This is a genomic window from Streptomyces colwelliae (assembly GCF_048158785.1).
GTDB lineage: Bacteria > Actinomycetota > Actinomycetes > Streptomycetales > Streptomycetaceae > Streptomyces.
Window position 1 is genome coordinate 34,844 of record NZ_JBLTJC010000008.1, and the last position, 21,691, is coordinate 56,534.

A 21,691-nucleotide genomic window follows, 5' to 3' on the forward strand; every position below is an offset into this window, starting at 1 on the left:
CGACAGGAGTCAGGAGCACGACTGAGCCCTCGCTCACCAGAACCGGGGCCGCCTTGAGCGGAAGGCGGCCCCCGCGCCGAACCCGTGGGGACGGGGGTCGGCGCAGTCCCGGACCCGGCCGCCGGCCACTCCCCCAGATCGGCGCCGGGTCCGCGGACACACCCCTCTCCCCGCGCCCGGCGTGCAGGTCACGCGGTACGCCGCACCGGGCGACCGCCGTAGGCACCCGAAGAACCAAGGAGTACGCCATGCACGGCATCGGTCTTGAAGGGCGCAGTGTCGTCGTCACCGGCGCGGGGTCCGGGATCGGGCGGGCCGCGGCCCTGCAGTTCGCCCTCGCGGGTGCCGAGGTGCTGGTGGCGGACCTCGATCCGGTGGGCGCCGAGCGGACGGTCGAGGAGATCGCGCACGACGGCGGTTCCGCTGTGCGCGTCGTCGGCGATCTGAGCGAGCAGGCGGTGGTGGACGAGGTCGTCGCCACCGCCGTCGACGTGTTCGGCGGACTGGACGTGCTGGTGAACAACGCCGGGATCACGGACCGGATGTCGGCCCTCGCGGACACCACCGACGCCGAGTGGGAGCGGGTCGTCCGGGTCGATCTGACGGCGCCCTTCCTGCTGACCCGGGCCGCGCTGCCGCACATGCTCGCCGCCGGGCGCGGCGTGATCGTCTTCACCGCCGCCGAGGCCGGCCTGCGCGGCAGCGCGGCGGGCGCCGCCTGCACCGCCGCCAAGCACGGCATCGTGGGCCTGGTGAAGTCCCTCGCCGTGACGTACCGGGGCCGGGGAATCCGCGCCAACGCGATCGCCCCCGGGGCCACCGCGACCGGCATCACCTACGACGTCGACGCGCGGGCCCACGGCCCCGGGGTGATCGGCCCCGGGCTCGTGCTCTCCGACCGGATCGCCTTCCCGGAGGAGCAGGCGGCCGCGCTCGTCTTCCTTGCCTCCGACGCCGCCCGGCACATCAACGGCGCCGTGCTGCCCGTCGACGACGGCAGGTGCGCCGTATGACGGGCGCTCCGGGCCGCCGCTCGGGTGGGGTCAGGACTGCCCGACTGTCGCCACTCGGCGGGCAGTTCGCGGACGCCGTAGACGGAGCCGTCGTGTTTGAACGGGATCCGGGCGAGGTCGGTGGCCCTGCGGAGGGTGGGGATGCGGCGGTACAACGTGCTGGGGACGACCTGGAGTTCCCTCCGGGCCGGCGGCCGGCCCAGGCACTGGTGGACGCCGAAGCCGAAGGCGACGTGGCGGCGGCCCTCGGGCGTCGTGAGGTCGAGGCGGTCGGGGTCGGCGAAGGCGTCGGGGTCCCGGTTCGCGATGTCGTGGGGCAAGATGATGCCGTCGCCGGCACGGATCGTCCGGCCCGCGAACTCGATGTCTTCCAGGGCCACTCGGCGCCGTCCGTTGTGCGGGATGGTGAGGTACCGCAGGAGTTCCCCGACCGCCGGGACGACCAGCTCGGGATCGTCGGTCTCGCGCAACAGGGCGCGCTGGTAGGGGTGTTCGAGGAGGGCGAGGGTGCCCAGGGCGATCATGTCGGCGGTCGTCTCATGACCGGCCACGAGGAGCAGCACGCCCATGCGGGCGGCCTCCAGACGGGTCAGTTCGCCCGACTCGATCCGCGCGACCAGCCCCGACAGCAGGTCCTGGGCGGGGCTCGCCGCCTTCGCGCCCAACAGGCCGTCGAGGTACTCGACCAGCCGCGCGCCGGCGGCCATCCGCTCCTCGCCGGACGGGTCCCGCTTGATGAGCGTGCTGCTGTTCTCCTGGAAGAAGCCGTGGTCGCCGTACGGCACTCCGCGCGGTTCGCAGATCACCAGCGAGGGAACCTCGTCGAGTTCCGGCCACTCCACGCCCCGCCGGGCAGGCGACCGTCAGGCCGCCCGCCTGCGGGTCCTGAAAAGGCTCACGCCCGCGCCGATCGAGACGGCACCCATGCCGACGGCGGTCAGGACGGCCTGCGCCCCGTCGACGACGAAGGGCGCGGCCGTGGCGACGAGCAGGTTGAACAGGAACAGGAACCACAGCACGGGTCTCGACGCGAGCAGCGGCGTCATGGGTGGTTTCCTCCGGATCGAGAAGACTTGGATCTTGGCTGACGTGTTGCCTCAACGATTCCGTCGTCCGCCCGACGCCACGAGGGAGCGATCTCCCGGACCCGTGGTGGAACGGGCTACACCGGTGCCGGGTGGTCCGCTCCCCCGGAGCCGGGCAGATGCGCCTAACCTGATCTTCATGCGAGCAACCGTGCGGCAGGCCGCCCGGGCGACAGTCCAGCTGGTCGTCTCCGCCGCCATGACCTTCGGGTGTTACATCTTCATCACCGTGCTCCTGATCACCGCGATCCTCACGGCCACGGTGGTCGGCGCGTTCATGCTGCCGGAGACGGTGCTGCTGATACGGCGGATCGCCGGGGCCAAGCGGCAGCAGACGGGCGCGTGGACGGGCCTGAAGATCCCCGAGGCGTACCAGCCGCTGACCGGCACCCTGCGGCAGCGGGTGCGCACGGCGGTCCGCGACCCCGGCACGCTGACCGACTTCCGCTGGATGGTCGCCTACTACGCCTACGGCACGCTGCCCGTGCTGATGCTGCCGTTGTGGCCGCTGGGTCTGGTCGTCGACGGGGTGTGGTGCGGGCTGCTGCGCCGCCGGGCCGTCGTCCTGCCGCTCATCAGCCGGCTCGCGGATCTCGACGCGCACTGGTCCACCGTCCTGCTCAAGCCCTCACCGAAGGCTCAACTGGCCGTTCGGGTCGAGGAGTTGGTGCAGACCCGGGCGGGCGCGATCGCCGCGCACGAAGCCGAACTGCGCCGGATCGAACGCGACCTGCACGACGGCACCCAGGCGCGGCTGGTCTCACTCTCCATGCGGATCGGTCTCGCCAAGCGGGCCTACGACCAGGACCCGGCGGCGGCGCGCAGGATGCTCGACGACGCGCAGACGCTGGCCGAGGACGCGCTGACGGATCTGCGACACGTGGTGCGCGCGATCCATCCGCCGATCCTCACCGACCGCGGCCTGGTCGGCGCGGTGCGCGCGCTCGCCGCCAGCAGCGCGCTCTCCGTCACCGTGACCGTGGACAAGCTGACCGACGGACACGACGGGCCGCGCGCCCCGGCGGCGGTGGAGGCGGCCGCGTACTTCGTGATCGCCGAGTCGCTGACCAACGCGGCCAAGTACAGCGGCGCCGACCGCGCCGACGTCCACCTCGCCCGCGCCCGCACCGGACTGCGTGTCCGGGTGCGTGACGAGGGGCGGGGCGGAGCCGACGAAGCGGGCGGATCGGGGCTGCTCGGCATGCGGCGCCGGGTGGCCGCGCTCGACGGCAGTGTGACTGTGACCAGCCCCGTGGGGGGACCTACCGTGATCGAAGTGGAGCTGCCATGCGTCTGGTGAGCGTAGTTGAGGCGGAACTGTCGTGAGAGTGGTGCTCGCCGAGGACAACGCCCTGCTCAGAGAGGGCCTGGTCCTGCTGCTGACGTCCGCCGGACACGAGGTGGTGGCCGTCGCGGGCAGCGGGCCCGAGGTGCTGCCCGCGCTGCTCGAACACCGGCCGGACGTGGCCGTGCTGGACGTGCGGATGCCGCCCGGCTTCCGCGACGAGGGGCTGCGGGCCGCGCTCGAAGCACGGGAGCGGATCCCGGGGCTGCCGGTGCTGGTGCTGTCGCAGTACGTCGAGGAGTCGTACGCCGCCGAGCTGTTGAGCGTCGGGGCGAGCGGGGTCGGCTATCTCCTCAAGGACCGGATCGGCCGCGTGGACGAGTTCCTCGACGCGCTGGACCGGGTGGCCGCCGGCGGTACGGCGCTCGACCCCGAGGTGGTGACCGAGCTGCTCACCCGGCGCCGTAATTCACCGCTGGACTCGCTGACCCCGCGCGAGCGCGAGGTGCTGAAGCTGATGGCGGAGGGCCACGACAACACGACGATCGCCAAGACCCTGGTCGTCACGGAACGCGCGGTCAGCAAACACATCGGCAACGTGTTCCTGAAGCTGAGCCTGCCGCCCAGCGACAGCGGGCACCGGCGGGTGCTGGCCGTGCTGGCGTATCTGCAGAACGTGTGACGCGCGGCGCCGGTCGTGCCCGGGGATGACACGGCCGGCGCCGTGTACTGCGTTCTCAGTAGCGGCGACCTGCGTGGGGAGCAGCCGCGATTGTCGGCAGCCGTACGACGACGGGGTGGGGGTCCGTCCGCGAGGCTGGGTCGATCCCCGCGAGCAGATGCGGAGCACTCCGTCTCGTGGCTGCTCCCCGCGTCGGCCGGGCCGGTTCGTCCCCTCCGGCACCGCCGGCCATGATCCCAGGAGCCCCACCGGAGACACCCATGAACGACAGCTGGCAGCGCTACGCGGACGAGCACATCCGCACCGTCGACACCATGTCGGCCGTCCTGCTGTTCGCCGTGTTCCTCTTCGGCAGCGAACTGGGCGTCCCCAACGGTCCCCGACCGGACGCGGTGGCCCCCACGATCGCGCTCGCCGCGGTCGCCTGTACGGCCCTGTTCTGGCAGCGAAGCCGTCCCCGTACGGTCGTGGCGGTCACGGCGGTGGCCGCCGCCGGGGCAAGCGCGCTGGGCCACTTGCTCACCCCGCTGATGCTGGGGCCGCTGATGCTGGCGCTCTACCGCCTGGCCGTACTCACCGGCCGCCGCACCGCCCGCCGTTGCCTCCTCGCCTCGGTCGTGCTGGTGGTGACCACCGCCACGGTGGTGGACCCGGTGCATCACCCCTGGCCGTTCAGGACGGTCGGCCCGGCCGCTTGGCTGCTGTTGCCGGTCGTCGCCGGGAACGCGGTCCGGCTGCGGGACGCGTATCTGGAGGCGGTACAGGCGCGGGCCGAGTACGCCGAGCGCAGCCGGGAGGAGAAGGCCCGGCACCGGGTGGCCGAGGAACGGATGCGTATCGCCCGGGAGTTGCACGACGTCGTCGCCCACCATCTGGCGCTGGCCCACGTCCAGGCCGGTACCGCGGCCCACTTGGCGCCCACGCACCCCGGCCAGGTGCGGAAGATCCTGACGGAACTCGCCGGTACGACGTCCTCCGCGCTGCGCGAGATGAAGTCCACGGTCGCTCTGCTGCGCCGCCCTGACGACCCCGGCACACCTCTGGCCCCGAGCCCCGGACTGGCCCAACTCACCGAACTGACCGGCGCGTTCGCGTCGACGGGGCTCACGGTGACCGTCACGACGGAGGGCGAGCCACATCCACTCTCACCCGGGGTGGACCTGACGGCGTACCGCATCGTGCAGGAAGCGCTCACCAACGTCAGCAAGCACGCCTGCACCCGGTCGGCACAGGTGCGGCTGCGCTACTCCTACGACCGGCTGACCATCACCGTGACGGACGACGGGACGGCCACGGTAGCTGCCGCCGCACCAACCCCGGGCCAAGACTTCGGGCGGGTCGGGCTACGCGAGCGCGCCAGGTCCATCGGCGGCACCTTCCAGACCGGACAGCGTGCCGACGGCGGCGACGAAGCCGGCGCGATGCCAGTCACGGCACCAACCCCCACCCCCACCCACGGCTTCACACTGAACGGGATGCGCAGGCGCGCCCGGCCCGTCGACAACACCCACCAGGCAGAGCACGGTACCGAGAACGGCGACGGCGCCAGCGCGATGCCAGTCGCCGCCCCGGCCCCCGCCCACGGCTTCGGACTGATCGGCATGCGCGAGCGCGCCCACTCGGTCGGCGGCGCCCTGCGTGCCGGTCACCGCCTCGACGGTGGCTTCGAAGTCACCACCGAACTGCCGCTGTACCCCAGCGCCCCGGAACCGGGAGAAGGAACCCCATGACCATCCGCGTGCTGCTCGCCGACGACCAGGCCCTTCTGCGGGCCACCTTCCGGATCCTGATCGACACCTGCGAGGACATGGAGGTGGTCGCCGAGGCGGCCGACGGCGCCGAGGCGATCGTGCTGGCCGGTGAACACCGCCCCGACCTGGTCCTGATGGACATCCGCATGCCCGGCACCGACGGCCTGACCGCCACGACCGCCATCTGCGCCGACCCGGCGCTGTCCGGCACGCGCGTCCTCATCCTCACCACCTTCGAGGTCGACGAGTACGTGGCGCAGGCACTCCGGGCGGGCGCGAGTGGCTTCCTCGGCAAGGACGTCACCGCCGAGGCGCTGCTGTCCGGCATCCGCACGGTCGCGTCCGGCGAGTCACTCCTCTCCCCGCTCGCCACCCGCACCCTGATCACCCGATTCCTGGCCACCCCCGCGCAGGGCGCCCGACTGACCACGCCCGGCCGACTCGGCACCCTCACCGCCCGCGAGCGCGAGATCATGGCCATGGCCGCCGAAGGCCGCTCCAACGACGAGATCGCCGAGAAGCTGTACGTCAGCCCGCTGACCGTACGCACGCATGTGCACCGCGCCATGACGAAGCTGGACGCCCGCGACCGGGCCCAACTCGTCGTGATGGCCTACCAGTCGGGGCTCGTGCAGGCGCCGCCCACGCCCGTCCCCGAGTTCTGAGCCGACGGCTGTTCAAAGGATGGGGACCGGCGCCCTCCAGCGAGCCCGTTCAGGCGAACCCGCACCGAAAGACGCGTGCCTATTGCCCTCTGGGTCACGAGCCATCGCGCAGTTCGTGCAGACGCTCGCGGGTGAAGTGAATGTCGTCGAAGGTGACCGCACAACCGTCACCGGTCGGCGACTGTGCCTCGAAGCCGATGGAGGCGGGCGTGGATGTGTCGGCGAGGGTGAAGAAGCGGATCATCCGCCAGGTCTTGCCGTCGAGGGACGCGTGGTAGGCGAAGGCGTGATCGATTCGGGAGACGCGCAGCCACACCGTACGGCCGTCGACAGCGAAGGCGTTGGCGTCATCCGCGACGCCGCGGGCGACCACGGAGACGATCATGGGCTCGCGGTCGGGAGAGAATTCGAAGCAGAGCTTGCCCCAGTTGCGGTCATCGATCCACAGGAGCAGTACGCCGGCGTCGAAGGTGGACTCGAAGTCGACGGTGACGCGTGCGCTGAACTGGAAGTCACCGTCCGGGGGGACGCCGAGCAAGGTCGCGGCGTTGAGCATGGACTCGGCGTTGAGCTGGGAGTCAGCTCCCGGGTCGATGAAGATGTCGCTGTGAGCGGCCGCTGCGGCTGTCACCGTGGCGGTCGCCTCGTCGGTGGTCCACGCCTCGCCGGACGACGGCGAGAGGGTGAAGGGCAGACCGGGCACGTTACGGGTGATAGTCATGTCGTTTCCTCCTGTGGGCTGCCCATGGGCAAGCCACAACGCCGGAACGCGGATGTCTGGCTCAGGGTGTGCGGGCCCCGTGTGCTTCGGGGACGAGGTCGTGGATGGTGCGGCGGACGACGTCCTCGGTGAACTCCTGTGGCAGGAAGTACCGTTGCAGGCCGATGCCTTCCTGCACGGCGTCGATGACGTGACCGCTGACGCCGTGGATGTGGCGGGAGATGGCGTCCTTGGCTCGTCGCATCCACTGCCGCATCAGTTCTGCGTAGCGTTCCTCGCGGATCGCCAGAACATACAGTTCGGCCAGCAGGACCATGTCGCGCCTGCGGTCGCGGGAGTCCGTGACGATCATCTGGACGAGGCGCTCACGAGGGTCCTCGCCAGGTTCGAGATCCCCCATGGACTCGTCGAGCGGTGAGAAGAGATCGTTCGCGAAGCGCTCGAACGCGATGAAGATCAGATCGTCCCGGTTCGGGAAGTGGTAAGTCATCGACCCGAGAGGCACGTCGGCTGCCGCGGCGATGGTGCGGTACGTCGCGCCGGCCAGCCCCCGCTCCTCGATGGTGTCCAGTGTCACGGCCAGGATGCGGTCTCGTCGTTGCGGCTCGGTTCGCCGCGATACGGCACTCATCGGCTCAGGACTCCCCGCGATCGGCACCCTCCAGCGACTTGCCTCAGCGGACCATAAGAACGTTCGTACGACAAGGGCGTACGGCGGCCGCATCACGAGGCGAAGCGGTCCGCGGCGGCTGCCGCAGCGACCCGGACCCGGACTCCCGCCGCCCGGACCTGACGGACACGATCGAGGCAGGCGCGTTCCTCCAGACCGGCCAACTGGCCCTCCTGCCGGTCGCGTTACACCTGGTGGATCTAGCTCCGGCCGCCGTGACGGATCGCGCGGGCGAGGCGGTGACGGGACTCCTGCACGGTCAGCTGCCCGGCTGTGTCACTTCCCGTGGGCTCTGGATCACCTCTCGGCGGCGCGGTCGGAGACCAGGCCGGCCACTCCCGAAGAACGCCGAAGGCATCCGGTGCAAGCTAAAACGCCTGGTCACACGGGGCATCCTCACCGAACCCGAACCTGGCCTGTTCACTCAGCCCCGCACCTGACCACCAACCCACCCCGCCGACCAGGTCCCCATACCCAACCCCAAGACCGAAGCGGGTCTTACGTCACGCACCGCACTCTCAGAGGCGACCGAACTGGATCAACGCTGTTGCCGCATCGCTTCCTCGACCCTTGCCCTGGTCCGCCTTATCGCCCATGGGCCGGCTATCAGGACGGAAAGAGCAACCACACCCGAACTGACCAAGGTTTCGGTCCACGGTGTTCCGCTCTGCCTCCACACCACGATCGTCGACGCAGTGACCACAGCGTCGACCCCGAGCAGGACTGCCCATAGGCGGCCCGTAGACATCGATCTATCAGACATGGGCCGTACCTTACGACGTGGTGCGTGATAGGGATCGAGGCACTGCCGAGGCATGAAGTAGGCCGTGCGGCTTGGGTGTTGTTGTGACGCAATACCTGGGCCGCACGGCCTTGTCCAAGCGTGTCTTCACCGGTCTCCAGCCGCGGCGGCCCGGCAAACTCGTCGTCGAACTCGCTGGTGCCTGGATGGCAGCTGAGGAGTCCGGCTGCGAGAACGTCGAGGGCACGAGCGTATGCGCGCGCCCGGGGCGGGCCCGGACCACGAGCTGGTGTTCGTCGACCGCGTCGTCGTCACCCTGGTGGCGCTGCGCTTCCAACTCCCGCACGTGGCCCTGGCGGAGCTCTATCGGGTAGACCGCTCTTCGGTCACCCGCGCGATCCGCGAGACCCGCCCGCTGCCGGCGGCCCGCGGCTTCGCCGTCTCCGGCCACCCCGACCTGCGACTTCGTACCCTGGCGGACGTCTTCGCCTATGCCGCCGCCGAGGGCGTCGAGCTGCGCATTGACGGCACCGAGGTCCAGGTCCGCGGCCCGCACGCGAACAAGCCGAGCCGTCGCGCGTACGTCTCGCGCAAGAAGAAGGTGAACACCAAGAAGGCGACCGTCGTCACCGACGGCGAGGGACGTACCGGGGCCTGGCCAAGGAGTTCCCCAACCAGGTCCAGGCCCCGCCGCTCAAGCCGAAGAGGGACGCGACACCGGAGGAGGTCACCACCTGGGACGCGGAGCGTCACCAGCAATCCTCGGAACGGATCTGCGTAGAACACGCCAACGCCGAGCACAAACAGTGGCGAACCCTCCAGCGGTTTCTCGGACGACGCGAATACTTCGAGGAGACCTGCACGGCCGTGGCCGGTCTGGTCTCCGACCGCGGCGCCGAGACGTGATCACCCATCAGCCGAACCGCCAGGCCGGCACCCCCAGCCCTCAATCGCGCGCCACGTCGTCAGTGGTCGTAGGCGGTCAGTGCGCGCATGAAGCTGGCTCCCCTCATCAGGCCCGTTGGAATCGATCTTCTAGGCTGGCGCGGTGACTGATGAGCAGGAGCGGGTGCGGCCGTCGGGAGTGTGGGCCACGGCGGTGGGGGTGGCCAGGGTGCGGGCGCTGGAGACCGAGCGGGAGAACGCGCTGTTCCGCGACCCACTGGCACAGGCCTTCGCCACCGCCGGCTGCCTGTGGCCCTCCTCGCCGCCGCTGCCCGATGACGAGGCCGCGCGACGCCGCCGGCTGGCCGTGGCGTTCTCCATCGTCATCAGGACGAAATTCCTCGACGACCTGTTGCAACAGGCCTCCGCGTCCGGGGTCCGGCAGGTCGTGCTGCTCGGCGCCGGCATGGACAGCCGGGCCTTCCGGATCGACTGGCCCGAGGGCACCCGGCTGTTCGAGGTCGACACCGCCGCGCCACTCGACTTCAAGGCTTCGGTGCTGCGCCAGGAGCGGGCCGTCGCGCGCTGCGAGCGGATCACCGTCGCGGTGGATCTGCGTGAGGACTGGCCGGCCGCGCTGGCCGCCGCAGGGCACGATCCGGCGGTGCCGACCGCGTGGATCGCCGAAGGACTGCTGATCTATCTGCCCGAGGACGCGGTGGAGCTCCTGCTGGCCCGGATCAGCGCGCAGTCGGCGGCAGACAGCCGGATGGGGCTGACGCTGGGCTCGCGCGGCGTGATCGAGCGCTTCGGCGCGGACGCCGCGCCGGGATCGGCGGCGTCCATGTGGATCTCGGAGATGCCCGACGACCCGGTGGGCTGGCTGGCCGGGTACGGCTGGGAGGCCGACAGCCACACCTTGCGCCAGCGCGCTGCCGCCTACGGCCGTCCGATCAGCACCCCGCCGCAGCGCGAGGAGCAGCCCGGCGGGCTGATCTCGGCGGTCCGCCGGTAGAGCGCCTCCCGGTTCCCTCGATGATCGATTCCAAGGGGGCCTGATGAGGGAAGCCAGGTTCATGCGGGCCAGCCAGGCATGCGCGCACTGACCGCCTACGACCACTGAAGTTCGCCCGAAAAGCGCCTGGCTGGACGGTGGTGTGCTCGACAGTCCTTCGCCGTGAACGACGTGCTGCCGCAGTTGAACGAGCTGCTGTTTTCCTCAGTCGGGGGCGTGTTGGTGGAATCGGTCGCGCTGATCGACACGGCCGTCCGGGTCGAGGCCCGTACCACCGCAGGGCGGGCGACCTGTCCGGGATGCGGGTGCTGGTCGCAAGTACCCGGTCTCACCCACAGGTTCGGGCGACGGACCGAGCGGCTGCGGTCACCGGCCCGGGATGCTCCGCCGGCCGTCCCGGCTGCGGCCGCGCCCGGACCTCCCACCGGAGGAGTCGGCGGCGGATCCGCCCGAGCGTCAAGGAAGTTGCGTAGCTCAGGTATTGGGCCGCCCGTTACCGAAGTGACATCCCGCACCCTTGGCGCGTACATGGAAAGTCGGGACCATGAAAGCCCTTTCCCCCCAGAGCCGTTGGGCTGCTCCCAAGAGGAGGACGCAGTGTCGTCCCAGAAGTCCCGCACCCGCCGCGGAAGGTGGCTCGCCGGCCTCGGCGGTGCCGCCGCCCTGGTCATCGCCTTCCCCAGCGTCGCCTTCGCCGCGCCGCCCACGGCACTGCCCGCGAACGCCGAAGCCGCCGAGCAGACGTATCTGCCCGCCTTCGACTACGACACGGACGGCTGCTACCCGACGCCCGCGATCGGCCCGGACGGGACGATCAACGGCGGCCTGAACCCGACGGGTTCACTCAGCGGCGAGTGCCACGACGCCTCGGACCTCGACAACACCAACAGCTACTCGCGCTACAAGTGCAACAACGGCTGGTGCGCCTACATGTACGGCCTGTACTTCGAGAAGGACCAGGCCGTCGCCAACTCCAGCATCGGCGGGCACCGCAACGACTGGGAACACGTCGTGGTGTGGGTGCAGAACGGCACGATCCAGTACGTGTCGACGTCCAACCACGGTTCGTTCACCGTGCACGCGGCGTCCGAGGTCCGCTTCGACGGCACGCACGCCAAGATCGTCTACCACAAGGACGGCATCGGCACGCACGACTTCCGGCTGGGGAACGCGAACGACGAGCCGCCGGAGAACGACAAGCACACCTGGCAGTACCCGCCGCTCGTCGGCTGGAACGGCTACCCGGCGGGCCTGCGCGACAAGTTGAGCGCCTACGACTTCGGCAGCGCCAACTTCGGGCTCAAGGACGCGAACTTCGTGGCCCACCTCACGTCGGCGAAGCCCTCCGGAATCACGTTCGACCCGGCCGCCTGACCGAACCGTCCAGGGGGCACCATCGTTCTCAGGGTTCCCGGAGTCACCTCGACCCCGGGAACCCGAGAGGACGGAACGTGGCAGCTGAACGCGGGATCTCACGGCGGGCTCTCCTGATCGCGCTGGGCATCGCCGGAGCGACGGCCGTCCCGGCGGGTGCGCAGGGCCCGGCTCCCGGGAACGGATACACCATGCCCACCCTCGCCTTCGACGACCAGACCGTCCAACGCCGCCTCGGCACCGTCTACGCGTCCGCGCTCAGATCCGTGTCCGGCGCCAACACCATCGGCGCCGACCGCTCGGTGTACGACAAGGCGGGCCTGCTCACCTACCCGCCCGGCACCGTCGTCCGGGCGGGCGGCGGCTATCCCGCGCCGCAGCGCTGGACCCGGGACGCGGCCGTCAACGCGTGGAGCGGGGTCAGCCTGCTGGCGCCGGACGTCGGCCGCAACACCCTGTGGTCCGTGGTCGACCGCACCCGGGACGGGCTCGTCGTCCAGCAGGACAACCAGTGGTGGGACCAGATCGTGTGGGTCCTGGCCGCCCACCACCACTACCTGGTCACCGGCGACCGCGACTTCCTCACCCGGGCCCACGACACGTCCGCGCACACCCTCGCGGCCCGCCGCGCCCAGCACTTCAACCCCACCTTCGGCCTCTTCGAGGGCCCGGGCTTCATGAACGACGGCATCTCCGGCTACCCCAGCCCGCCCGCCTCGACGTCCGTCCACTCGTCCTTCGTCCTCGACCACCCGCACGCCGACAAGCTGATGTGCCTGTCGACCAACTGCCTCTACTACGGCGCCCAACTCGCCCTCGCCGCCATGTCCGAGGCCCTCGGCCACCCCGTACAGGCCGCGTCGTTCCGCTCGGACGCTGAGCACCTGCGCACGGCGATCGACCGGCACCTGTGGCGCGCGGACGCCGGCACCTACGCCTATCTCGTGCACGGCGAGGGCACCCGTGCCGGACACGTCGACACTTCGCAGGAGGGCGCCGGCCTGGCCCTCGCGATCCTCCTCGGCGTCGCCGACTCCCGACGCGCCGTCCAGATCCTCGACTCCACGCACTGGCAGCCGTACGGCATCGTCAACGTCTGGCCGCACTTCCCGCGCTTCGACGACGGGCATCCGGGACGGCACAACGTGATGGTCTGGCCGATGGTCCACGGGCTGTACGGCCAGGCCGCCGCCGACGCGGGCCGCCCCGAACCGTTCGCCCTCGCCACCGACACCCTCGCCGACCTGGTCACCGCGAGCGGCGGCTTCTACGAGCTGTACGACTCCGTCACCGGCGCGGTCGACGGCGGCTGGCAGGGCGGCGCGAGCGGGCACGCCGACCACTTCGTGTCGCAGCCCGACCAGACCTGGTCGGCGACGGCGTATCTCCGCCTGATCCACGACGGCCTGTTCGGCCTGACGTTCACGGACGGCTCCCTGCGGCTGAGCCCGTGTCTGCCGCCGGACTGGGGCACGGTGAGCCTGCGCGGGCTGCGGTACCGGGGCATGACGCTCGACGTGACGCTGAGCGGGGGCGGGACCCGGGTGCGGGAGTGCACGGTCGACGGGCGGCCTGGCGAACCGGTCGTACCCACCGACGGGACCGGTCACCGCACCCTGCGTCTGGTGCTCACCGACACGGCGTGAACGTGTGCGTCGCCGTCGCCCGGTGTCGAGGTCCGGTCCACGGCGGGGTGCCGGACGGTCTATCGTGTCCGCATGTCCGTGCCCGAACTGATCCGTATCGTCTCCCGTGACTCGCCCATGGCGCTGGCCCAAGTGGAGCGTGTGCGCGCCGAGTTGGCCGTCCTTCATCCGCAGGTGCGCACCGAGGTCGTGCCGGTCAAGACGACCGGTGACAAGTGGATGGGCGATCTGGCCCTGGTCGAGGGCAAGGGGGCGTTCACCAAGGAGGTGGACGCCGCGCTGCTCGCCGGTGCGGCGGATCTCGCGGTGCACTGTGTGAAGGACGTGCCCGCCGACCGTCCGCTGCCGGCCGGTACGACGTTCGCCGCGTTCCTGAAGCGGGACGACATCCGCGACGCCCTGGTCCACCCGGGCGGGCTGACCCTCGACGAGCTGCCGGCCGGGACGCGGATCGGCACCTCGTCGGTCCGCCGGGTCGCGCAACTCGCCGCCACTCACCCGGAGTTGGAGTGCGTGCCGTTCCGCGGCAACGTCAACCGGCGGCTGGAGAAGCTCGCGGCGGGTGAGGCCGACGCGCTGCTGGTCGCGATGTCCGGCCTGGAGCGCATCAACCGGCTCGACGTGGTCAGCGAGGTGCTCTCCCCCGAGGTGATGATGCCGCCGATCGGTGCGGGCATCCTCGCCCTCCAGTGCCGCGAGGGCGACACCGACGTCATCGACGCGGTCAGCGCGCTCGGTCACCCGGAGACACACCGGGAGGCGACCGCGGAGCGCATGTTCCTGCACGTCCTCCAGGGGCACTGCAACAGCCCGATCTCCGGGTACGCGCAGGTGGACCGGAGCGGTGAACTGTCGCTGCGCGCCTGTGTGTTCACCCCGGACGGCAAGACCCGGCTCAACGCCCACGAGTGGGCGGGCCGCCTCGACCCGGCGACGCTGGGCACGTCGGTGGCCGTGGCGCTGCTGCGGCAGGGCGCCCGGGAGATCATCGACGGCATCCCGCACTGACCCGGAAGTCTCAGGGGACTGCCCCGGGAGTCTCAGGGGGTGCCGGGTTCCGCCTGGTCCCGGAGGAAGTTGCTCACCTGGTGGGCCAGGCCGTCCCGCCCCGCACCGGCGGCGACGGCGGCCTCGCACAGACCGATACCGCCCGCCCACAGGCGCCGCTCCGTCCACTCCTCCTCCACCCGCAGCTGGACCTGTACGTCCACCTGCTTCAGGGAGGCCTCCGCGCCGGCCGCGTACACGACGGCGGTGGCGCGGCGCAGCGGATAGACGTCGAAGCCCTCGATGAACTGCGAGCTGCGCCAGTCGATGAAGGCGCTCTCGCCGTCCGGGCCGACCCTCACGTCGATCTGGCCGTCCTCCAGATGGATGCCGTAGTGCCGCGCGCCACGGTTCTCGACGGTGACACGGAGCGTGAAGTAGGTCAGCCCTTCTGCCGCGTCGTCACGTCCACGTGGCGGCTCGGCGGCGGCCAGGCTGTGGACGCGGACACGCAGACCGGCATGTTCGTCGTACTCCTGCCAGTCCCCGACCACGTTCGGCTCGTACACGGTGCACCCTCTCGACCTCAGAGAGCTGCTTCCTATCTGTGTGCTCAGCGCACTGTCAAATGAGCAGAATGCGCTGTGGCCAGCGTTTTCGCCCGCTTGATCACTGATCAAGCCGTGCGCAGGAAGAATCCGCTTTCCGGCCGTCGAATCCTGGACAGCAGCGTGCCGCACATCACGTCCCGTCCAAGATCAGCGGGCGAGCCGTCCGAGCAGGGAGGAAGCGGCGGCGATGCCCAGGGCGGCGGCCACCAGCAACACGGCGAAGTCGGTGCCCAGATGGGACGGGGTGCCGAGCAGCAGCCCGCGCAGCGCGTCCACTTCGTAGCTCAGCGGGTTCACCTTGCTCACCGCCTGGAGCCAGCCGGGCATGATCGCCACCGGGTAGAGGGCGTTGGAGCCGAAGAACAGCGGCATGGTGATCGCCTGTCCGAAGCCCATCAGCCGGTCCCTGCTGAGCACGATGCCGGCGATGGTCATCGACAGACAGGAGAAGAAGGCCGAGCCGAGGATCACGATCGCGCCGACGCCGATGAGCTTCAGCGGGTTCCAGGTCAGCGCCACTCCGAGGATCGCGGCGATGACGACCACGACGACGGCCTGGATCAGCGACTTCACCCCGGCCGCGAAGGCCTTGCCGGTGATCAGTGCCGAGCGCGGGGTGGGGGTGACGAGGAGCTTGTTGAGGATGCCGGCGTCGCGTTCCCAGATGATCTGGATGCCGTAGAAGATGGCGATGAACATCGCGGACTGGGCGATGATGCCCGGGGCCAGGTAGTCGATGTAGGGGATGCCGCCGGTGGGGATCGCCTTGATGCGGGTGAAGGTCTGGCCGAAGATCAGCAGCCACAGGGCGGGTTGGACGGCGCGGGTGTACAACTCGGTGCGGTCGTGGCGGAGTTTCTGGAGTTCGACCGCGCACATCGCGATGACGCGGGCGGGCAACAGGCGCCAGCCGGCCCGGGGTTGGGGCGGGGTCAGGAGAAGGTTCAGGTCGTTCTCAAGGGCTGGGTCAGCCGACGCGGTTCGCGGTGCGGCGGGTGCTTCGGACATCGCGGAAACCTCCTGACTGGTCTTCGAGACCGCTGCCGGCTATGTCCCGGAAGACGTCCTCAAGGGTGGGCAGCGGATCGGTGGCGGGGGCGCCCTCGGCGCGGCGGCGTTCGCCGAGGCCCTCGCGGAGCTGCTCCGGGGTGCCCAGGGCGCGGATGCGGCCGCGGTGCATCAGGCCGACGCGGTCGCAGTACTGGTCGGCCTCGTCCATGTAGTGGGTGGTGACCAGGACGGTCATGCCGGTCGCCTCGCGCACGGCGGTGATGTGCTCCCACACGCTGGTGCGGGCGATCGGGTCGAGGCCGATGGTGGGCTCGTCGAGGATGAGCAGGCGGGGCGCGCTGACCAGGGCCTGCGCGAGTTCGAGGCGGCGGACCATGCCGCCGGAGTACGTGTTGGCGAGCCGGTCGGCGGCGTCGGTGAGGTCGACCGCCCGCAGCGCCTGGGCGACGCGTGCGGCACGTTCTCTGCGCGGCACGTCGAAGACGCGGGCGAAGAGAGCGACGTTCTCGCGTCCGGTGAGCCCGCTGTCGGCGGACAGCTGCTGCGGGACGTAGCCGAGCATGCGGCGCACCGACATCTGTTCCTTGGCCGTGTCGTGGCCGAAGACATGGACCATGCCCGCCGGGACCGGCAGGAGGGTGGTGATACAGCGGATCGCCGTGGTCTTCCCGGCGCCGTTGGGGCCGAGCAGTCCGAAGACCTCGCCCTCCCCCACGTTCAGGTCGAGCCCGTCGACCGCGGTCGTCTCGCCGAAGGAATAGGCGAGCCGGGTGCAGCTGACGGCTGCGGACCGCCCGGTGGCGGTCGCGGTGGCAGTGGCGGTGTCATTGGCAGCGTCGATGTCCGGCGTCATGACTCCTCGGCCTCCTCGTGCAGATTGACGGCCAGTTGGCGCAGGGCCGGGAGTGCCGCGCGCAGCGCGTCCCGGTCCGCCTGGTCGAGACGGTCCACCTGTCCGCGGACGAGCGCCGCGCGTCGTGCGTGCCAGTCACTGAGGCGCGTCTTGGCGGTCTCGGTGAGCTGGAGGCGGGCGGCGCGCCGGTCGGCGGGGTCCGTCTCGCGGATCATGAAGCCGTCCCGGACGAGCTGGTTGACGAGCGTCGACACCGAGTTGCTCGCGAGGAACAGCTCCTTGGCCGCGTCCGAGATGCCGATACCGGGCCGGACCTCGACCAGCCGCAGCAGCTCCACCTCGGCGCCGCGCAGCCGCGGCATGGTCATCTCGCTGCGCAGTCGTCTGCGGATCAGCCGCTGGACACCGACGAGCGCGTCGGCCAGCTCTTCAGGGAAGTTCTCCGTCTCCACACCCGGAGATTACCTCTTTAGCAGAGGTAACTAACCCAAAAGGATGGTCAAGACCCGTGCTCGGGAGGCACCGGGACCGCTTCCGGTTGGACACTGGGTGGAGACCGGTGGCCGCCGGTCCACGAGATCGGAACGCGACTGCCATGAACCACGACAGGAAACCGTCCCCCGGGAAGCCGGACGCCGTCTCCACGCGTTCGGTGTTCGGCGCCCCCTGCTGGGTGAGCCTCACGAGCCGCGACGTGGAGACGACCGAGGCCTTCTACGAGGCCGTGTTCGGCTGGAAGTGGCGCTCGGCCAGCCTCGGCGACCGCTTCCGGATCGCCACGGCGAACGACATGCCGGTGGCCGGCCTGGCCGCGGTGGCCACCATGTGGCAGGTCGCGGTCGCCTGGACGCCGTACTTCGCCGTGCCCGACGCGGATGTGGCCACGGCCCGGGTCCGGGAGCGCGGCGCGACGGTCGCCGTGGGACCGCTCTCCTTCCCGCCCGGCCGCGCGGCCCTGCTCGGCGACCGGGACGGCGCGACCTTCGGCATCTGGGAGGGCGACCTCGTCGGCGGCTGGGAGACCTGGCGCCGCTCGGCCCCGGCCTTCGTCCGGCTGCACACCCGGGACGCCTTCGACGCGGCGATCTTCTACGGCGAGGTCCTCGACTGGGCGACGGCGGACCCGGCGAGCTGCGAGGTCCGGTACGAGGGCGGCGAGGTGGTTCTGCGCAGCGGCGGGAACGTCGTGGCCCGCATCGAGTCGGGCGCCCTGGAGGCGGCTCCCGATCCGACCGTCCGGCCGCACTGGCAGGTCCACTTCGCGGTCTCGGACATCAGGTCGTGCGCACGGGTCACGGAGGCGTACGGCGGGAGTGTCCTGCGGGAGAACCGCACCGAGGCCGTCCTGCGCGACCCCGACGGCGCCCGCTTCACGGTCACCTCCCGCGACGCCCCCTGACCCCACCCTCACCCTCCCGAGCGGGCCGCGACAACAGCACCAGACTGCGCTCCGCTACGGCCATCTCGGTGCCGGCCTTGTGTTCCGTCTCGTCCGGGGTGCCCTGCGGCTCGGCGGTGTCGATCAGGGTCGTCCAGCGCTCGCCGTAGGTGACGTCGGGCAGGCGAAAGCCGACGGGTTCCCAGTAGCTGTTCAGCAGGAGCAGGAACGAGTCGTCGACGACGGGTCCGCCGTGCGGGTCGCGTTCGGCGATGGCGTCACCGTTGAGGAACACGCCCACGCAGTGCGCGTCGGAGCGCTGCCAGTCCAGGTCGGCCATCTCGCGCGCGTCGGGCAGGAACCACACCAGGTCGGGCAGCGGCTGCCCGGCGTGCACGGCGGTCTCGCCCCGGAAGAACCGGCGGCGCCTCAGCACCGGATGCGCGGCGCGCAGCCCGATGACATACCGCGTGAAGTCGGCGAGTTCGCGCTGCTCGCCCGTCAACTCCCAGTCGATCCAGGAGACTTCGTTGTCCTGGCAGTAGGCGTTGTTGTTGCCGCCCTGGGTGCGGCCCAGTTCGTCGCCGTGGCTGAGCATCGGGATGCCCTGCGAAAGGAGCAGCGTGGCAAGGAAGTTGCGCTGCTGACGCCCGCGCAGTTCAAGAACGGCGGGATCGCCCGTCTCCCCCTCGGCCCCGCAGTTCCAGGACCGGTTGGTGCTCTCACCGTCCCGGTTCCCCTCCCCGTTGGCCTCGTTGCGCTTGTCGTTGTACGAGACCAGGTCGCGCAGGGTGAACCCGTCGTGCGCGGTGACGAAGTTGACGCTGGCGCGCGGTCGGCGCCGGCTGTGCTGGTACAGGTCGGAGGACCCGGTGAGCCGGGACGCGAACTCGCCGAGCGTGTGCTCGCCGCCCCGCCAGAAGTCCCGTACGGCGTCCCGGTACCTGCCGTTCCACTCCGACCACAGCGGCGGGAAGTTGCCCACCTGGTAGCCGCCCTCGCCCACGTCCCACGGCTCGGCGATCAGCTTGACGCGGCTGATCACCGGGTCCTGCTGGATCAGGTCGAAGAACGCCGACAGCCGGTCCACCTCATGGAACTGCCGGGCCAGCGTGGCCGCGAGGTCGAAGCGGAAGCCGTCGACGTGCATCTCGGTGACCCAGTAGCGCAGCGAGTCCATGATCAGCTGAAGGACGTAGGGGTGCCGCATCAGCAGGCTGTTCCCGGTGCCCGTCGTGTCGTAGTAGTGGCCCCAATCGCCGTCCACCAGACGGTAGTAGGAGGCGTTGTCGATGCCCCGGAAGGACAGGGTGGGGCCCTTCTCGTTGCCCTCGGCGGTGTGGTTGTAGACCACGTCGAGGATGACTTCGAGCCCGGCGGCGTGCAGCGCCTTCACCATGGACTTGAACTCGGTTACCTGGCGCCCGCGTTCGCGGTGCGCGGCGTAGGCGTTGTGGGGCGCGAAGAAGCCGATGGTGTTGTAGCCCCAGTAGTTGGACAGGCCGCGGTCCTGGAGCACGCCGTCCTGCACGAACTGGTGCACCGGCATCAACTCGACCGCGGTGACGCCGAGTTGGACGAGATGCTCGACGACGGCCGGGTGCGCGAGTCCCGCGTACGTCCCGCGGAGTTCCTCGGGGACCTCCGGGTGGGTGCGGGTCAGCCCCTTCACATGGGCCTCGTAGATCACCGTGTCGGCGTACGGACGCCGGGGCGGCCGGTCGTCGCCCCAGTCGAACGCCGGGTCGGTGACCACGCCGAGCATGCCGTGCCCGGCGCTGTCACCGGTTGCCGGTCCTGCCGAACGCTCGTACAGCGAGGGGTCGTTGTCGATCTGTCCGTCCACCGCCCTGGCGTACGGGTCGAGGAGCAGTTTCGCCGGGTTGCAGCGGTGTCCGGCGGCCGGAGCCCACGGACCGTGCACCCGATAGCCGTAGCGCTGCCCCGGCCCGATGCCCGGCAGATAGCAGTGCCAGACGAAACCGTCGGCCTCGGTGAGCGCGATGTCCCGGTGCCGGCCGTCGTCGCCGACGAGGACGAGGTCGACGCGTTCGGCGACTTCGCTGAACAGGGCGAAGTTGGTGCCCGTCCCGTCGTATGCGGCTCCCAGGGGAAAGGGGTGCCCGTTCCAGACGGGCACCCCTTTCCGGGACGGGCTCGCGGTCACTTGGCGTCCTCCAGGACGCCGTGCGTCGGGCGGGCCGGCAGTGCGTCCGGTGCCTCGCGGGGAAGTTGGAGCGTCTCCCGCAGGCGCGGCGCGGGCGTCCTGGGGACCCGCGGAACGCGTTCGCCGCTGCGGGCGCGCTGCGAGAACCAGATGACCTTGCTCCCGGTGTCGGTGGCGCAGCAGCCCCAGCCGTCGCTCATCGCGGCGATCCGGGCGAGACAGGCGCGCAGGTCCTGGTCCGGGCGGAGATCGCGGTCGTTGTCGCCGATGGCGGTGATCAGGTGCTGGCCGTTCCACCACAGCTCTATCGACGTGTGCTTGTCCGTGGCGTGCTCGTCGATGGCCCGCAGCAGCAGCTCGGCGCCGCGGCAGACGGGATTCACGAGGATCTCCAGGTCCCACAGGCGGAGATGGGCGGCCAGGATGCGCCTGACCTGCCCGACCCGTTCCGGACTGACGTCCACATCGAGGTGGTAGTAGCAGGGCACTGCGGTCTTCATCGTCGTTGGCTCCCTACCGGCGAAGCTCACGCTTCCCCTCGCCCTGCGGGGCCGGGGCCCCGAACACGAAGCGTGAGCAATGATCGCTTCTGAGTCAGCTCCAGAGTGCGAGCGCTAGGCCATTCGTGCAACACGAGCGACGGGTGAGGTAGTTGAAGAACCAACAAGACGCTTGGTCACCACGTGTGCACCATGAGTGAAAGCCTCGACTGCCGTGACGGAGCCATGACCCTCCGCGCACGGCCGCCACCCGACGGTCGGGAACCGCGGTCCGCCGAGGCGAAAGGTGAACAGCGCCATGCTGCTACCCGCCAAGGCCGAAGTCGCCCGCCAACTGCGGCGCTATCGGGCGTGGGAACGCGTGATGCTCGCATCGCCGGGCGACCGGACGGTACGAGCCACCTTCGAGGACTCGGGCTACACCTTGTGCGTGCTGATGGGGAAACGCTGCGCGCGCGAGGCCGCGGAAGCCGCCGAACGCTTTCTGCGCGGCGGCCTGAGCACGTACCAACAGGAGCAGAACGCCCGCCCCCGTACGACGGCCGTCGGGCACCGCGGGCCGCCCGTCGCGGTCGATCGGCGTTCCCCGGCGGGAAGGTAGTCCCCCGTCCGGCGCAGCTTGCACCCACGGCCGGGCGAACAGCCCGGCC

At 70.5% G+C, this 21,691-nt stretch carries 20 protein-coding genes and 2 pseudogenes; 12 read left to right on the top strand and 10 right to left on the bottom strand.

Annotated features, from left to right (window positions below; translation table 11 throughout):
- The first annotated feature begins 248 nt into the window (after positions 1–248).
- Positions 249–1,013, top strand: a complete 765-nt coding sequence (locus ACNFOC_RS03230; RefSeq protein WP_416956351.1) for an SDR family NAD(P)-dependent oxidoreductase — start codon at positions 249–251, stop codon at positions 1,011–1,013.
- A gap of 50 nt (positions 1,014–1,063) precedes the next feature.
- Here ACNFOC_RS03230 and ACNFOC_RS03235 read toward each other — a convergent pair.
- Together ACNFOC_RS03235 and ACNFOC_RS03240 are read right to left on the bottom strand one after the other, a co-directional pair.
- Positions 1,064–1,831, bottom strand: a pseudogene (locus ACNFOC_RS03235) (cytochrome P450); the annotation flags it as partial.
- Between the two features lie 45 nt (positions 1,832–1,876).
- Positions 1,877–2,059, bottom strand: a complete 183-nt coding sequence (locus ACNFOC_RS03240) for a hypothetical protein (protein WP_416956353.1) — start codon at positions 2,057–2,059, stop codon at positions 1,877–1,879.
- 178 nt (positions 2,060–2,237) lie between these two features.
- Here ACNFOC_RS03240 and ACNFOC_RS03245 point away from each other — a divergent pair, with 178 nt between their 5' ends.
- The 4 genes from ACNFOC_RS03245 to ACNFOC_RS03260 all read left to right on the top strand — a co-directional run bounded on the left by ACNFOC_RS03245 (position 2,238) and on the right by ACNFOC_RS03260 (position 6,481).
- Complete coding sequence (locus ACNFOC_RS03245) at positions 2,238–3,398, top strand: sensor histidine kinase (protein ID WP_416956355.1); 1,161 nt, start codon at positions 2,238–2,240, stop codon at positions 3,396–3,398.
- A gap of 22 nt (positions 3,399–3,420) precedes the next feature.
- The gene (locus ACNFOC_RS03250; RefSeq protein ID WP_416956357.1) at positions 3,421–4,065 is read left to right on the top strand and encodes a response regulator; all 645 of its coding nucleotides are present in this window, start codon (positions 3,421–3,423) and stop codon (positions 4,063–4,065) included.
- A 260-nt stretch (positions 4,066–4,325) separates the two neighbouring features.
- On the top strand, positions 4,326–5,795 hold the full coding sequence (locus tag ACNFOC_RS03255) for a sensor histidine kinase (RefSeq protein WP_416956359.1): 1,470 nt from the start codon (positions 4,326–4,328) through the stop codon (positions 5,793–5,795).
- The gene (locus ACNFOC_RS03260) at positions 5,792–6,481 is read left to right on the top strand and encodes a response regulator (protein WP_416956361.1); all 690 of its coding nucleotides are present in this window, start codon (positions 5,792–5,794) and stop codon (positions 6,479–6,481) included. The genes ACNFOC_RS03255 and ACNFOC_RS03260 overlap by 4 nt, the downstream gene beginning before the upstream one ends.
- 94 nt (positions 6,482–6,575) lie before the next feature.
- On the opposite strand, the gene ACNFOC_RS03265 is transcribed toward ACNFOC_RS03260, so the two are convergent.
- Both ACNFOC_RS03265 and ACNFOC_RS03270 read right to left on the bottom strand, forming a co-directional pair.
- The gene (locus ACNFOC_RS03265; protein WP_416956363.1) at positions 6,576–7,202 is read right to left on the bottom strand and encodes a DUF1349 domain-containing protein; all 627 of its coding nucleotides are present in this window, start codon (positions 7,200–7,202) and stop codon (positions 6,576–6,578) included.
- A 61-nt stretch (positions 7,203–7,263) separates the two neighbouring features.
- Complete coding sequence (locus ACNFOC_RS03270; RefSeq protein WP_416956365.1) at positions 7,264–7,833, bottom strand: TetR/AcrR family transcriptional regulator; 570 nt, start codon at positions 7,831–7,833, stop codon at positions 7,264–7,266.
- An 885-nt stretch (positions 7,834–8,718) separates the two neighbouring features.
- Between ACNFOC_RS03270 and ACNFOC_RS03275 the strand changes: the two are divergent.
- The 5 genes and pseudogenes from ACNFOC_RS03275 (at position 8,719) to hemC (ending at position 14,542) form a co-directional block, all read left to right on the top strand.
- Positions 8,719–9,520: pseudogene (locus ACNFOC_RS03275) on the top strand (transposase family protein).
- A 142-nt stretch (positions 9,521–9,662) separates the two neighbouring features.
- A complete protein-coding gene (locus ACNFOC_RS03280; RefSeq protein ID WP_416956367.1) occupies positions 9,663–10,514 on the top strand; it encodes a class I SAM-dependent methyltransferase in 852 nt (283 codons plus the stop codon).
- A gap of 597 nt (positions 10,515–11,111) precedes the next feature.
- Positions 11,112–11,888, top strand: a complete 777-nt coding sequence (locus ACNFOC_RS03285) for an NPP1 family protein (RefSeq protein WP_416956369.1) — start codon at positions 11,112–11,114, stop codon at positions 11,886–11,888.
- 77 nt (positions 11,889–11,965) lie between these two features.
- Entirely contained in the window at positions 11,966–13,534 is a 1,569-nt protein-coding gene (locus ACNFOC_RS03290) for an MGH1-like glycoside hydrolase domain-containing protein (protein ID WP_416956371.1), read from the top strand.
- Between the two features lie 72 nt (positions 13,535–13,606).
- Positions 13,607–14,542, top strand: a complete 936-nt coding sequence (gene hemC / locus ACNFOC_RS03295) for a hydroxymethylbilane synthase (protein WP_416956373.1) — start codon at positions 13,607–13,609, stop codon at positions 14,540–14,542.
- 32 nt (positions 14,543–14,574) lie between these two features.
- Here hemC and ACNFOC_RS03300 read toward each other — a convergent pair whose 3' ends face one another.
- The 4 genes from ACNFOC_RS03300 to ACNFOC_RS03315 form a co-directional block, all read right to left on the bottom strand.
- Positions 14,575–15,090, bottom strand: a complete 516-nt coding sequence (locus tag ACNFOC_RS03300) for a hypothetical protein (RefSeq protein WP_416956375.1) — start codon at positions 15,088–15,090, stop codon at positions 14,575–14,577.
- A gap of 189 nt (positions 15,091–15,279) precedes the next feature.
- Entirely contained in the window at positions 15,280–16,140 is an 861-nt protein-coding gene (locus tag ACNFOC_RS03305; RefSeq protein ID WP_416956377.1) for an ABC transporter permease, read from the bottom strand.
- Complete coding sequence (locus tag ACNFOC_RS03310; RefSeq protein ID WP_416956379.1) at positions 16,100–16,996, bottom strand: ATP-binding cassette domain-containing protein; 897 nt, start codon at positions 16,994–16,996, stop codon at positions 16,100–16,102. Before ACNFOC_RS03310 ends, ACNFOC_RS03305 begins: the two co-directional genes overlap by 41 nt.
- Complete coding sequence (locus ACNFOC_RS03315) at positions 16,993–17,448, bottom strand: MarR family winged helix-turn-helix transcriptional regulator (protein WP_416956381.1); 456 nt, start codon at positions 17,446–17,448, stop codon at positions 16,993–16,995. The genes ACNFOC_RS03310 and ACNFOC_RS03315 overlap by 4 nt, the downstream gene beginning before the upstream one ends.
- A gap of 143 nt (positions 17,449–17,591) precedes the next feature.
- On the opposite strand from ACNFOC_RS03315, the gene ACNFOC_RS03320 reads away from it, so the two are divergent.
- Entirely contained in the window at positions 17,592–18,395 is an 804-nt protein-coding gene (locus tag ACNFOC_RS03320) for a VOC family protein (RefSeq protein ID WP_416956383.1), read from the top strand.
- Here ACNFOC_RS03320 and glgX read toward each other — a convergent pair.
- Positions 18,373–20,541 (bottom strand): glycogen debranching protein GlgX, encoded by a 2,169-nt coding sequence (gene glgX, locus ACNFOC_RS03325; protein WP_416956385.1) that lies wholly within the window; start codon positions 20,539–20,541, stop codon positions 18,373–18,375. The genes ACNFOC_RS03320 and glgX overlap by 23 nt on opposite strands.
- Complete coding sequence (locus ACNFOC_RS03330; protein WP_416956387.1) at positions 20,538–21,041, bottom strand: pep a2; 504 nt, start codon at positions 21,039–21,041, stop codon at positions 20,538–20,540. Before ACNFOC_RS03330 ends, glgX begins: the two co-directional genes overlap by 4 nt.
- 298 nt (positions 21,042–21,339) lie before the next feature.
- On the opposite strand from ACNFOC_RS03330, the gene ACNFOC_RS03335 reads away from it, so the two are divergent.
- Positions 21,340–21,642: a DUF5133 domain-containing protein gene (locus tag ACNFOC_RS03335; RefSeq protein WP_416956389.1), complete on the top strand. Its 303-nt coding sequence runs from the start codon at positions 21,340–21,342 to the stop codon at positions 21,640–21,642.
- Positions 21,643–21,691: the final 49 nt, after the last annotated feature.

Excerpts from the sequence above, each read along its gene's own strand:
- ACNFOC_RS03230 (WP_416956351.1), top strand. The coding sequence starts at position 249 with ATGCACGGCATCGGTCTTGAAGGGCGCAGTGTCGTCGTCACCGGCGCG.
- ACNFOC_RS03240 (WP_416956353.1), bottom strand. The coding sequence starts at position 2,059 with ATGACGCCGCTGCTCGCGTCGAGACCCGTGCTGTGGTTCCTGTTCCTG.
- ACNFOC_RS03245 (WP_416956355.1), top strand. The coding sequence starts at position 2,238 with ATGCGAGCAACCGTGCGGCAGGCCGCCCGGGCGACAGTCCAGCTGGTC.
- ACNFOC_RS03255 (WP_416956359.1), top strand. The coding sequence starts at position 4,326 with ATGAACGACAGCTGGCAGCGCTACGCGGACGAGCACATCCGCACCGTC.
- ACNFOC_RS03260 (WP_416956361.1), top strand. The coding sequence starts at position 5,792 with ATGACCATCCGCGTGCTGCTCGCCGACGACCAGGCCCTTCTGCGGGCC.
- ACNFOC_RS03265 (WP_416956363.1), bottom strand. The coding sequence starts at position 7,202 with ATGACTATCACCCGTAACGTGCCCGGTCTGCCCTTCACCCTCTCGCCG.
- ACNFOC_RS03270 (WP_416956365.1), bottom strand. The coding sequence starts at position 7,833 with ATGAGTGCCGTATCGCGGCGAACCGAGCCGCAACGACGAGACCGCATC.
- hemC (WP_416956373.1), top strand. The coding sequence starts at position 13,607 with ATGTCCGTGCCCGAACTGATCCGTATCGTCTCCCGTGACTCGCCCATG.
- ACNFOC_RS03305 (WP_416956377.1), bottom strand. The coding sequence starts at position 16,140 with ATGTCCGAAGCACCCGCCGCACCGCGAACCGCGTCGGCTGACCCAGCC.
- ACNFOC_RS03310 (WP_416956379.1), bottom strand. The coding sequence starts at position 16,996 with ATGACGCCGGACATCGACGCTGCCAATGACACCGCCACTGCCACCGCG.
- ACNFOC_RS03320 (WP_416956383.1), top strand. The coding sequence starts at position 17,592 with ATGAACCACGACAGGAAACCGTCCCCCGGGAAGCCGGACGCCGTCTCC.
- ACNFOC_RS03330 (WP_416956387.1), bottom strand. The coding sequence starts at position 21,041 with ATGAAGACCGCAGTGCCCTGCTACTACCACCTCGATGTGGACGTCAGT.
- ACNFOC_RS03335 (WP_416956389.1), top strand. The coding sequence starts at position 21,340 with ATGCTGCTACCCGCCAAGGCCGAAGTCGCCCGCCAACTGCGGCGCTAT.